Source organism: Bacillus sp. WC2507 (genome assembly GCF_052656125.1).
Genome location: NZ_JBQXPN010000001.1, coordinates 4,542,993 through 4,555,236, shown reverse-complemented (window position 1 = coordinate 4,555,236; position 12,244 = coordinate 4,542,993). Strand labels below are relative to the sequence as shown.

The following is a 12,244-nucleotide window of genomic DNA, read 5'->3' as shown; positions in this document are numbered from 1 at the left end:
TATATTTAATGTGAAAGTACAAGGTTAAAGGTCTTCGTAATATTTGGGTGAAAAAAGAGTTATCTATGTAATTAATTTGAGTACTTTAGAAAAGAGGTCTATTTCCTAAAGTATTCAAAGGATGATAGTCCAATAGCAGGTGGAGATGAAACTCGTTTTGGCACTGTATTAGCGCCTTAAAATGTAGATTGGGGAAAATAATGTAAAAAAACTATTGTATATTCAAAAACCTTATGTTACATTTGTGTTACAGAAGAGTTACAAATCGTAACTTATATTACGGTTTGTTTTCTTTTGTCTTTCGGTATGTTACGAATTAGGTTTCGTATCCAATCAACTGAGAATATATAAAATTAAAAAAGAGTTTTTCTATGTGTATAAGAGTGTGTGTAGTAAAGAGCCTGGTGAGAGCTTTACGCACATTATTAAAATTCCTTTCTGTCTTAAAAGAAGAAAACCAACTACCAACTATTTAGGAGTTTTAAATAATGATAGTAAATGAAATGTACTTCCTTTCCCACACACAATGTAGTACATATTTACTTTCAGTCTAATTACTACACAGATTTTTATACATATGACGTTATTGTTTTAGGAATACATAGGGGGAGAAACATTGAGGAAGTTATTAACGGTAATTGGGATTACATTTTTAATGTTAGCAGGATGTAGTAATGGAGATTTTGAAAAAGAAATAGATGCAGGGAAGACCGCGTTAACGAATAAAGAATATAAGAATGCTTTATCATCGTTTGAACGAGCGCTGGATGAGAAAAAAGACGATTCAGATGCAATAGTGCTTGCAGAACAAACGAAAATCATGATGGAAGCAGTAAAGTTAAAAGAAGAAACAAAGATAGAAGAATCAATTCAGTCATTTGAAAAAGTAGAGAACATGAAGGATGGAAATACTACGCTTATAAAGCAGGCCAAGGAAGAACGAACAGCATTACTAGCCATTTTAGAACAAAAAAAGAAGTATAGCGAGCAACTGACGAAAAGTGAAGAGTTAATAAATAAGAAAAATTATGCAGAAGCGAAAGAGACATTAAATAAGCTAGTTTCAGAAACAAAAAATAACAAGAACCTTGAAGAGTATAATAAAAAAGCAGTAGGATTAGTTACGAAAATTAGTGAAGAAGAAAAAACTACAAAGAGTGAAACAGCAGCAAAGGCACAAAAAACTGATGCAGGAACGAACCAAAAGGTAGCAACAGAAAAGACTCAAAAAACAGAGGCAGAAAAAAATCAAAAGGTAGCGACAGAGAGTAATAAAAAGGTAGAAGCAGACAAGACTCAAAAAGTAGCGACAGAAAATAATAAAAAAGTAGAAGCAGACAAGACTCAAAAAGTGGCGACAGAAAATAATAAAAAGGTAGAAACAGGAAAGACTCAAGATACATTTACTTTTGAGAAAGCTAAAGCATATATTAAAAATGAATATAAAGAAGACTATGATTACACACTAGAACATACGCAAGTAGAGAATGGAAAGAAATATTATCAAATTAGAGTGCGTACGACATATAAAATAGAAGGCGCAGCTGGACCAGGATTTACTGGCGTATTCAAAGTATTCGAAGATGGTACAATTATTGAAATGCACTAAATTGATGAAAAAGGTATCCTCAAAGTATATGAGGGTACCTTTTTTCCATAAAAAAAAGCATCTAGCAAAAGTACTAGATGCAAATAAAAACACAAGGGAAGACAAAATTCTTCCCTTTTCCCGTAAGTAATTATATCAAAAAATTTATAAAAAACTAGCTTTATTTTTAATATAATTGATGTGTGAAGCTATGAAAGTATAAGATTACACTATTTTTGTAGTGTTTTATTGAAAAAAGGAGCTGCGAATATGATTAATTTTAAACCAGAAAATTTGAACCAACTATTAAAAGTGATGTTAATTAGTGCGAATAAGTCTTATGATGCGATTAAAGAGTATGAATGTACGGGAGAAGCAGTAGCATTCCGTGTAGATCTCGAATATATTGACGTTTCTCTTATGATTGTAGATATGTTAGGAAGATCAGCTTCTCAATTTACCATTTTGCCATTTGCTAAACCAGATACGAATGAAATAGATTACATTCAGTTTCAAGTGTATGCCATTAATGAAGGGAATTTTAAAGAAATGATCGATACGATGTAAAAACTATAATTTTACAAATATGTATATACCAACTAATATATAATTAATAAATTCATATAATTGGAGTGATGAGATGCAGCCGTTAGAAAGAGAGATTCATGCTAATATGCTGAAAGTGTGGCGAATTCACGCTTTAATTGGGGCGGCGGTTATACTAGCAGTCGTAATTGCATATTTCTTTTTTATGATCAATTTTAATTGGTGGGGTTGGTTGTTTGGCTTGCTAGTAACAGGAGCTATTATATTTATCCCACTTGATTATTTTGTGTTTCCAAATTTACGTCAACGCTATTATAGTTACAGATTAAATGAAGAAGAGATTGAGATTCAAAAGGGAATGTTCGTTGTAAAACGCGTGCTCATTCCGATGATTCGCGTGCAGCACGTAACGATTGAACAAGGACCGATTATGAGAAAATATAATTTAGCAGAATTACATATTTCAACAGCAGCAACTTCTCATAGTATTCCAGGCTTAACGAAAGAAGAAGCAGAACAGTTGAAAAGACAAATTGGAGAGCTTGCGAAAGTGAGTGATGAGGATGTATAAGAGGCAACATCCGATCACGATATTGTTAGGTATTCGAGTTGCGACTTTGTTGCCTTTTATTTTGCTTGTTCTATTTCGCTCAGATGGCGAAGTGAAACCTTGGTATTTATTTCATCTTGTTCTCTTGGCCATATTATTTATTATGGCTATTTTCTCAGCTATAAAATGGTATTTCAAAGTGTACTGGGTTGGAAACAATATTTTACATATTAAACACGGCGTTTTTGTAAAGAAGGAAAGTTACTTAAATAAAGAACGTGTGCAAAATATTAGTACGTCTTCTAACATTATTTATCAAGTGCTTGGACTGACGAAATTAAATATAGAAGTAGCGGGCGGCGGGACTGAGCCAGAAGTGATGTTAGCGGGTATTAGAGAAGAGGAAGCGAAGGAACTCATTGCATTATTACATAAAGAAAGAAGTATTGTGAGTGAAGAGGCGCCTGAGGAAGAAGGAAGTAAGACGGTTTATCAGTTAACAGCGAAAGAAATTTTATTCGCATCTATTACATCTGGTAGATTCGGGTTAGTATTTTCTGGACTTCTTCTTATTTACTCAGAGTTTAATCAATTTCTACCAAAATGGCTTATTAATAAAGTGGAAGCGTACGTGATGGATAACGGTGTATATGAATTAATCGTTATGGCTGCGATTTTAATGGCGATTTCGTGGGTCATTTCAACAGCTGGCTATGCGTTAAAATATGCGAACTTTAAAATAGAGCGAAAAGGAAATGAAGTTCGCATCGTGCAAGGGTTATTTGATAAGAAAGAGTTTGTGTTAAAATTACACCGCATTCAAGCGATTACGGTGAAAGAGGGAATTCTCCGTCAGCCTTTCGGTTATTGCTCTGTTGAAGTAGAAGTCATTCAAAGTATAGAATCGGCTGGAAATGAAGTGATGTTACATCCTTTTATGAAAAAGAAAGATGTCCAGCAGCTACTTACGTATTTGCAGTTGCCGTATGAAATGGAAGAGGAAATCGTTCACTTACCGAAGGATGCATTGCGCCGTTACGTAATAATGGGCTGGATTACAAGTACGGTGCTTGCGCTGCCGATCATCGGTGCGAGTATATATTTTAAACAAAATATTGCGTTGTTCACGCTAATACCACTATTTATCACATTTACGTTACTTGCATACGCTCGGTATAAAAGTGGTGGATATATGATACGAGAAAATCAGTTAGTCATGGTATACCGTGGCCTTGCGAAATATACAGGGATCATGCGAAGAAGGCATGTTCAAGCAGTAGGATACAGTCAGTCGCGTTTTCAAAAGAAAGACGAGTTATGTACAGCTGCCGTATCAGTAGCGGGGCATAGATATAATGTGAAACATATGCGAAAAGAAGACGCGCTTCGTATATATAATTGGTATAAAGAAAAAGGAACCACCGGTGTGTAATGGTGTTTCCTTTTTTGTGTCGTGATTTGTCGATAAGTCGATATATTGGAAAAATCGTTGATATATTCAAAGATACGATAGATATATTCAGAAAATCGTTAATATAATTTCACATACCGACAACGCCGAATGCCGAAACCTAAACTAACACATCAAAAGTAGTCACAAAAGACGGACGAGAGAAAATACTTTTTTGCTGCTCTGCATGTGGATGCGCTTGAGCTTGTCCCTCTGCTTGTGCAGGGCGTTTTTTATGAGCATTTTCAAATGAACGTGATTCTGTCCAGTCTTTAAAGTTTTGCTCTGTTTCCCACATCGTTAAGATAACATATGTATCGTTACTTAATGGGCGAAGAACGCGGATCGCTTGGAATCCTGGTTCGTTTTCGATAAGGCCTGCGCGGTTTTTAAAACGGTTTTCAAATACAGGGCGACCTTCGTCTGTTACAGAAATGTTGTTACAAACGATATAGCCAGGTTGTCCGTTAAATTCGCCAACAGCGTCTAGTACGTCATACTGAAGTGATCCTTCTACAGATTCTTCAGTATTTTCTTTATAAAACATATTCTTCTCATCATTTTTTGCAGTGAAATGTGCTTGTTCTAGAGGTGTTTCGTATGAAATAATAGCCTTCATTTTAATGCCCCCTTAATTGTTTGTTTCCATTATATCAACTCTCGTAAAAAACTTCGAAGATTATATACATAAAGATACTTCTTTTTCAAATAATAAATGTACCATCATTTGGAAAGAAGGCCGATGTATGAAGAAAGTAAAGTGGACTTTATTAGGTGGGTTAGCAACGATTGTATTAGCGATTGTACTCTATAAACTTATTGTGTTAGCTGGTGGCTATATGATGGATGAAAAGCAGCTCGTTTTCCACTCTTCATCACGTATCGTTGACCAGAAAGGGAAAGAAATTACGAAATTATATGTAGAAAATAGGGACATCGTACCAGTCGAGCAAATTCCAAAGCATGTACAGCAGTCGTTTATTGCGGTGGAAGATTCTCGTTTTTATGAGCATCAAGGAATTGATTACCCGTCTATATTCCGTGCTCTTTATAAAGATACATTAGCTGGAGAAAAAGTAGAGGGCGGTAGTACGATTACGCAGCAACTCGCTAAAAACGTCTTTTTAACTCGTGAAAAAACATTTACACGCAAGTTAAAGGAAATCGCAATTTCCCTTCAATTAGAGCAAAAATATACGAAGCAACAAATTCTTGAAATGTATATGAATCATATTTATTTTGGTCATGGAGCTTATGGTATTCAAGCTGCAGCAAAGTTGTATTTTAATAAAAATGTAGAGGATTTAACAGTAGAAGAGGGGGCAATGCTTGCAGGCCTTCCGAAGTCGCCAAACGGATATTCACCGTATTTCTCTCCAGAGAAAAGTAAGGAGCGCCGTGATCTCGTATTGTCACTTATGCATAAACAAGGTTATTTGACTGCAGAAGAAAGCGTACGTTATCAAGGAAAGACGATTGCTCTTTACAAAAACTTAGATGAGAATGAGCTCGCATATATGCCGTATATTGATATGGTCATAGATGAAGCAGCTCGTTTATACGGGTTGTCTCATCAAGAGGTACTCCGAGGAGGATATACGTTTGTCGTACCGATGGATGAAAAAATTCAAAAGGTAGCGTATAACCAGTTTCAAGATGCAAGGAATTTTCCTGGTAAAGAAGAGGGGGCGCAAGGTGCTTTTTTATTAATGGATAATCGTACGGGCGGAATTAAAGCTGCGATTGGCGGAAGAAAGTATGTCCCGAGAGGGTTTAATCGTGTTTTTGCAAAAAGACAGCCGGGATCTGTGCTAAAACCACTGATTGTCTATGCACCAGCACTCGAAACGAAAAAATATAATCCGTATTCTTTATTAACGAATGAAAAAACTTCTTTTGAAGGTTATGAACCTCGAAATTACAATCGTCAATATACGAAAGAAATGACGATGTACGATGCGATTTTAGAGTCAGCAAATGTACCGGCAGTTTCTTTATTAAATGAGTTAGGGGTAGAAGAAGGCAAGCAATATTTAGAGAAAGGCAATGTTCATATTGCTGATGCTGGTTTAAGTACAGCGCTTGGCGGATTGAAAAATGGTGTTTCAACATTTGACCTTGTGAAAATGTATCGTGCATTTTTAGCAAATGGCGCTATTATTGAGCCGCACGTTATAGAAAAGGTGTTAAATAGACACGGCGCAGTCATTGGAGAATCGCCAAAAGTAGAAACGAAAATTTTCTCGAAACAAACGGCATGGTATATGACGAAAATGTTAGAAGGAGTTGTGAAGGAAGGGACAGCGAAAGCAGGTATATATAACGGGGCGTTAGCTGGGAAAACGGGTACCACTTCCTTACCAAATGACGACAATGGAGCGAGAGATATGTGGTTCGTTGGCTATACGCCAAATTTAGTAGGTGCAGTTTGGATTGGTTATGACCGTACGGATAAAGAGCATCAGTTGCAAGGAGAAAGTGCGTCAGCAACGAAATTGTTTAAGAAAATTTTAACGAAGGCAAATGTAGAACAGAAAGAGCAGTTTATGAAACCAGAAGGTGTGGAAACAATCGGTGCTCCAATTCGGTTGCGCAAGATTGAAGATGTGAAAATGAAATTAGCGTTTAGCCCTTTCGGTTTATTTAAAGTGAAATTAAGCTGGACACCACTTCCAGATGAAAGAATTATGTACCGAATTTATAGAGTAGAAAATGGTATTCATACGCATGTAGACACTGTAAACGGTGCTGGAGAATATGAAGAAAAGTTTGTTAACATCTTTTCAAAACCTAGTTTTTACGTTGTACCATATAACACACAAACGAATCGCGAAGGGGAAAAGTCAAAAGTAGCTAAACCATAGTTTTTCTCTGTGCTATAATAAGAATGTTGTGAAAATAGTAAGCGGTTTTACGTATGTTTGTGTCAATTTCATGAACAACGTACATAATGTTATGCATTTTGTTTTTACAAGCTGTATAGTAAAAAAAGATAAATATCGGAATAGAACGTATTTAGAGCAAAAGCATTGGCAAGGAAGGGAGCAAGGGTCTTGGTAAGAACTATAAATGAGACATTTTTAAAAGCATGTAGGGGGGAACGTACCGAATATGTACCAGCATGGTATATGCGTCAAGCAGGTCGTTCACAGCCGGAATATAGAAAGATAAAAGAAAAGTATTCTTTATTTGAAATTACACACAATCCAGAGCTATGTGCTTACGTTACAAAGTTGCCAGTTGATCAATATAACGTAGACGCAGCAATTCTGTATAAAGATATTATGTCACCACTACCTGCAATTGGTGTGGATGTAGAAATTAAATCAGGTATTGGCCCAGTTATTGATAATCCAATCCGTTCTTTACAAGACGTAGAAAAACTAGGGGAAATCAATCCAGAAGATGATGTGCCGTACATATTAGATACGATTCGTTTATTAACGACTGAAATGTTAGACGTACCGTTAATCGGTTTTTCAGGAGCTCCATTTACGTTAGCAAGCTATATGATTGAAGGCGGTCCGTCTCGTAATTATCATAATACGAAAGCGTTCATGTATGCAGAGCCGAAAGCTTGGTTCGCATTAATGGATAAGCTAGCAGATATGGTTATTACATATTTAAAAGCGCAAATTAACGCAGGAGCAAAAGCAGTTCAAATTTTCGATTCTTGGGTTGGCACAGTGAATGTAGCAGATTACCGCATATTTATTAAACCAGCGATGGAGCGTATTTTTGCAGAAGTTCGTACGATGGGTGTTCCAATGATTATGCACGGCGTAGGAGCTGCGCACTTAGTGAATGAATGGCATGACTTACCTCTTGATGTTGTAGGTTTAGACTGGCGTTTACCGATTGAAGAAGCACGTGCACGCGGTGTTCATAAGGCGGTACAAGGAAATATGGATCCTTCATTCTTACTAGCACCTTGGTCTGTTATTGAAGAACATGTAAAAGCTATTTTAGATCAAGGGATGAAAGAGCCAGGTTATATCTTTAACTTAGGTCACGGTGTATTCCCAGAGGTAAATCCAGATACATTAAAACAATTAACTACATTTATTCATGAATACTCTAAAGAACAGTTAGCGAAGTAAAGGAGAATAGCTGTATGAAAAAGAAAATTGGTTTGCTTGTAATGGCATACGGAACGCCATATAAAGAAGAAGATATTGAACGTTACTATACACATATTCGTAGAGGAAGAAAGCCAAGTCCTGAAATGCTAGAAGATTTAACAGAGCGTTACCGTGCAATTGGTGGCATTTCTCCTTTAGCTACTATTACATTAGAGCAAGCTAAAAAGTTAGAACAGCGTTTAAATGAAGTACAAGATGAAGTAGAGTACCATATGTATCTTGGTTTAAAACATATCGAACCTTTCATTGAAGATGCAGTGAAGGATATGCATAACGACGGTATACAAGATGCAATCGCACTTGTTCTTGCGCCGCACTATTCTACATTTAGCGTGAAATCGTATGTAGGACGAGCACAAGAAGAAGCTGAGAAACTTGGAAACTTAACAATTCACGGCATTGATAGCTGGTATAAAGAACCGAAATTCATCCAGTACTGGGTTGATGCAGTGAAAGGTATATATAACGGTATGTCAGACGCAGAGCGTGAAAAAGCAGTATTAATCGTATCTGCTCATAGCTTACCAGAGAAAATTATTGCAATGGGCGATCCATATCCAGATCAATTAAATGAAACAGCGGATTATATTGCAAGAGGTGCTGAAGTAGCGAACTATGCAGTAGGTTGGCAAAGTGCAGGAAACACGCCAGATCCTTGGATTGGTCCAGATGTACAAGATTTAACGAGAGAACTAAATGAAAAGTATGGATACAGTTCATTCGTGTATGCACCAGTTGGATTTGTTGCGGAGCATTTAGAAGTTTTATATGACAATGACTTTGAGTGTAAAGTTGTGACAGATGAAATTGGCGCGAAATATTATCGTCCAGAAATGCCAAATGCATCGGATGCATTTATTGATTGCTTAACAGATGTTGTATTAAAGAAAAAAGAATCTGTAATGTAAGAAGAAAGGGGGAGCCTGCTTGAGGAAAAAAGTTGTAATTATCGGCGGTGGCATCACAGGATTAACAACAATGTATCACTTACAAAAAGATATTCGTGACAAGAACTTGCCGATTGATACATTACTTATAGAAGCATCGGGTAAACTTGGCGGGAAAATTCAAACCGTTCGAAAAGATGGATTTACAATTGAACGCGGACCGGATTCTTTCTTAGCACGAAAAGAAAGTGCAGCTAGATTAGCGAAAGAATTAGGTCTTGGCGATGAACTTGTAAATAATAAGGCCGGTCAATCATTTATCCTCGTAAACAATCGGTTACATAAAATGCCGAGCGGATCAATGATGGGAATTCCAACGCAAATTACGCCGTTTCTATTTTCCAGGCTGTTCTCCCCAATTGGTAAGATAAGAGCTGGTTTTGATCTGTTAATGCCGCGATCAAAACCAGTATCTGACCAATCACTCGGGCATTTTTTCAGACATCGCCTCGGCAACGAAGTGGTTGAAAATTTAATCGAACCATTACTATCGGGTATTTATGCAGGGGATATCGATGAAATGAGCTTAATGTCAACATTCCCACAAATGTATCAAATTGAGCAGAAACATCGCAGTATTTCACTCGGTATGCGTACGCTCGCTCCGAAAAAAGAGACATCTGAACCGAAAAAGGGAATCTTCCAAACAGTGAAAACAGGTTTAGAATCTATAGTAGAATCTCTCGAAGCGAAGATACATGAAGGTACGATAATAAAGGGAACTCGCATTGAAAAAGTTGCAAAACTTGGTGATGGCTATACGATTATTCTTAGTAACGGAAAAGAAATAGAAGTGGACGCGGTCGTAGTGGCAAGCTCACATAAAGTATTGCCATCTATGTTCGCGCAGTACAAGCAGTTTCGTTTCTTCCGCAACATTCCGTCCACATCAGTTGCAAATGTGGCAATGGCTTTTCCGAAATCAGCCATTCAGCGTGATATCGATGGTACAGGATTTGTCGTATCAAGAAATAGTGATTACACAATTACAGCATGCACGTGGACACATAAAAAATGGCCACATACAACGCCAGAAGGAAAAACGCTTCTTCGTTGTTACGTTGGACGACCTGGTGATGAAGCGGTTGTAGAACAAACAGAAGAGGAACTCGTTCAGCTTGTGCTAGAAGACTTACGAAAGACGATGGATATTACAGAGGATCCAGAGTTTACAGTCGTAAGCCGCTGGAAAGAAGCGATGCCCCAATATACAGTAGGCCATAACGAGCGAATGAAGAAACTCACAACATTTATGGAGAAAGAGTTGCCAGGTATATACTTGGCAGGTAGTTCTTACGCTGGTTCTGGTCTTCCGGACTGTATTGATCAAGGTGAGAAAGCCGCAAAGCGTGTGCTATCTCATTTGGAGAAAGTAATGCATACGGAATTAATTGCACAATAAAATGAAACGCCTTCAATCATATTGAAGGCGTTTCGCTTGTTATATAAAATATTTATTCGCCAATAAACATATATAAGTTATTTGGCTTTATCACTGCATCTCCCGCATAAATAACCCACTCTGTTAAGTTATCAAAATCTAAATGATAACTATTTCCTTCACTCATATCTTTTATAAAATATGGTTCATTAATGAGTATTCCTTGAATGAAATCTTCCGTAATGTCTTGCATTTCAAACCACATATGTTCACTTTTTCCTTCTTCGTAGGAGACACCAAACTTAGCGAGGAAACGAAAATCTTCATTTGATTGTTCAATGTGAAAAATATTGCTGAAATACCCGAAAGTATTCTTCGCATTGTAAGCCATACGGTCGGTTTCACTATTTGTTTTATAGAACATAAGCCCTGTAGCTTCCTCGTGTTCTTTGAAAAAACTTTCAATATATTCTTCTGAAGTATTAAATTTGAATAAGAGAACGGATGGAGATTGATGGTATTCATCTCGGTCATCCATCCCGCCTAAGAATACGTTTTGTGCATCTATTGGTTGTAGTTTCACTTCTTCATCCTCGATGGAAGACAATTGATCCATACTCGTTTTATGCCCAATATAAGATAATCCTTTTTCCCACGGAACAGCTACTGTATGGATAGAACCTTGCTGACTATGTGCGATAACGATAGGCTCATTCATAGGGACTTGTCCATTCTCAACGGCATTATTAGCAAATGTTTGAAAGAGATCACCAATGCCGTAATAAGAAGAAATGCGATTTGGAATCATTAATTCTATTTCTGTTACGCCTGCTCTTAAAAGGCCGTGTGTATGAAACCAATATTGCGTAGGCTCGCCTTCTTTATCGTCTTCATAAACAGAATGAATAACGTATAGGTCAGGAATGTCAGGTAATAATTCATTTTCAACGTGATATTCAATATAGTTTCTAGATATCACTTTCATTGCTGCGCTTGAATCAATTACAAATAATAAGTCTGGAGCGAGGTTCCATAAAAATTGTATTTGCTGGAAAAAGCAGTCCAGTACATCACCTACAAATAGCGTGCGAGTGAAAATTTCAGTACCATAAGCTGCATCTTCAAAAGTACGGTCTACGATTGTGGAATCTTGTCTATTGTACAGTTTATATTCTTCAGGATCATTCGTTTCATCAATATGCAGTTCATACGGTATGACTGTTTCATCCATATGTAACTCAACAATAAGGCTTGTCTCATCACTATAAACAATTTTTAACTCATCAACTTTAGTAGAGACAGTTTCTAGCCGCTGTTTTAGCTGCTCAATTGTAATTCTAGTTGGTATAACGGCAATCATATCTGAAAAATGACGTTCTAATGTTCCATTCATAGCTGCGCGGTATGTTTCTGTTTGCACTTCCATCCAATCACTCCTATTCAAATGAATCCATTTTACATGCCAATTAAATTTCGATATTTTCTGTTTTCTCTCTCTACTATTATAGTTCGCATTCGTAGAAGGTGTAAAATTATTATTTTGTATTGTAGTTTGAAAGCTTGTAAATTAAATAAATTTTTTGTAAAATTTGTCGAAATATCATTCTATATAACGAATCATTTGATATGATAGAAATGCT

The 12,244-nt window shown here is 36.7% G+C and carries 10 protein-coding genes; 8 read left to right on the top strand and 2 right to left on the bottom strand.

Annotated features, from left to right (window positions below; genetic code table 11):
* The first annotated feature begins 616 nt into the window (after positions 1 to 616).
* From ACUN28_RS24015 to ACUN28_RS24000, 4 genes are all read left to right on the top strand, one after another.
* On the top strand, positions 617 to 1,609 hold the full coding sequence (locus ACUN28_RS24015; protein WP_016088993.1) for a hypothetical protein: 993 nt from the start codon (positions 617 to 619) through the stop codon (positions 1,607 to 1,609).
* A gap of 249 nt (positions 1,610 to 1,858) precedes the next feature.
* The gene (locus ACUN28_RS24010; RefSeq protein ID WP_016088992.1) at positions 1,859 to 2,155 is read left to right on the top strand and encodes a hypothetical protein; all 297 of its coding nucleotides are present in this window, start codon (positions 1,859 to 1,861) and stop codon (positions 2,153 to 2,155) included.
* A 73-nt stretch (positions 2,156 to 2,228) separates the two neighbouring features.
* The gene (locus ACUN28_RS24005) at positions 2,229 to 2,705 is read left to right on the top strand and encodes a PH domain-containing protein (RefSeq protein WP_016088991.1); all 477 of its coding nucleotides are present in this window, start codon (positions 2,229 to 2,231) and stop codon (positions 2,703 to 2,705) included.
* Complete coding sequence (locus ACUN28_RS24000) at positions 2,698 to 4,116, top strand: PH domain-containing protein (protein ID WP_016088990.1); 1,419 nt, start codon at positions 2,698 to 2,700, stop codon at positions 4,114 to 4,116. Before ACUN28_RS24005 ends, ACUN28_RS24000 begins: the two co-directional genes overlap by 8 nt.
* A gap of 139 nt (positions 4,117 to 4,255) precedes the next feature.
* Here the strand turns inward: ACUN28_RS24000 and hmoB are convergent, their stop codons facing one another.
* Entirely contained in the window at positions 4,256 to 4,753 is a 498-nt protein-coding gene (hmoB, locus tag ACUN28_RS23995; RefSeq protein ID WP_016088989.1) for a heme-degrading monooxygenase HmoB, read from the bottom strand.
* Positions 4,754 to 4,880: 127 nt separating this feature from the next.
* Here hmoB and ACUN28_RS23990 point away from each other — a divergent pair, with 127 nt between their 5' ends.
* From ACUN28_RS23990 to hemY, 4 genes are all read left to right on the top strand, one after another.
* Entirely contained in the window at positions 4,881 to 6,998 is a 2,118-nt protein-coding gene (locus tag ACUN28_RS23990; protein WP_016088988.1) for a transglycosylase domain-containing protein, read from the top strand.
* Positions 6,999 to 7,187: 189 nt separating this feature from the next.
* Positions 7,188 to 8,234: a uroporphyrinogen decarboxylase gene (gene hemE / locus ACUN28_RS23985; RefSeq protein ID WP_016088987.1), complete on the top strand. Its 1,047-nt coding sequence runs from the start codon at positions 7,188 to 7,190 to the stop codon at positions 8,232 to 8,234.
* A 14-nt stretch (positions 8,235 to 8,248) separates the two neighbouring features.
* The gene (hemH, locus tag ACUN28_RS23980; protein WP_016088986.1) at positions 8,249 to 9,184 is read left to right on the top strand and encodes a ferrochelatase; all 936 of its coding nucleotides are present in this window, start codon (positions 8,249 to 8,251) and stop codon (positions 9,182 to 9,184) included.
* A 19-nt stretch (positions 9,185 to 9,203) separates the two neighbouring features.
* Positions 9,204 to 10,625: a protoporphyrinogen oxidase gene (gene hemY, locus ACUN28_RS23975; protein WP_016088985.1), complete on the top strand. Its 1,422-nt coding sequence runs from the start codon at positions 9,204 to 9,206 to the stop codon at positions 10,623 to 10,625.
* A gap of 52 nt (positions 10,626 to 10,677) precedes the next feature.
* Here the strand turns inward: hemY and ACUN28_RS23970 are convergent, their stop codons facing one another.
* Complete coding sequence (locus tag ACUN28_RS23970; protein WP_016088984.1) at positions 10,678 to 12,030, bottom strand: DUF4026 domain-containing protein; 1,353 nt, start codon at positions 12,028 to 12,030, stop codon at positions 10,678 to 10,680.
* Positions 12,031 to 12,244 lie beyond the last annotated feature (214 nt).

Excerpts from the sequence above, each read along its gene's own strand:
- hmoB (WP_016088989.1), bottom strand. The coding sequence starts at position 4,753 with ATGAAGGCTATTATTTCATACGAAACACCTCTAGAACAAGCACATTTC.
- hemH (WP_016088986.1), top strand. The coding sequence starts at position 8,249 with ATGAAAAAGAAAATTGGTTTGCTTGTAATGGCATACGGAACGCCATAT.
- ACUN28_RS24010 (WP_016088992.1), top strand. The coding sequence starts at position 1,859 with ATGATTAATTTTAAACCAGAAAATTTGAACCAACTATTAAAAGTGATG.
- ACUN28_RS23970 (WP_016088984.1), bottom strand. The coding sequence starts at position 12,030 with ATGGAAGTGCAAACAGAAACATACCGCGCAGCTATGAATGGAACATTA.
- ACUN28_RS24005 (WP_016088991.1), top strand. The coding sequence starts at position 2,229 with ATGCAGCCGTTAGAAAGAGAGATTCATGCTAATATGCTGAAAGTGTGG.
- ACUN28_RS23990 (WP_016088988.1), top strand. The coding sequence starts at position 4,881 with ATGAAGAAAGTAAAGTGGACTTTATTAGGTGGGTTAGCAACGATTGTA.
- ACUN28_RS24000 (WP_016088990.1), top strand. The coding sequence starts at position 2,698 with ATGTATAAGAGGCAACATCCGATCACGATATTGTTAGGTATTCGAGTT.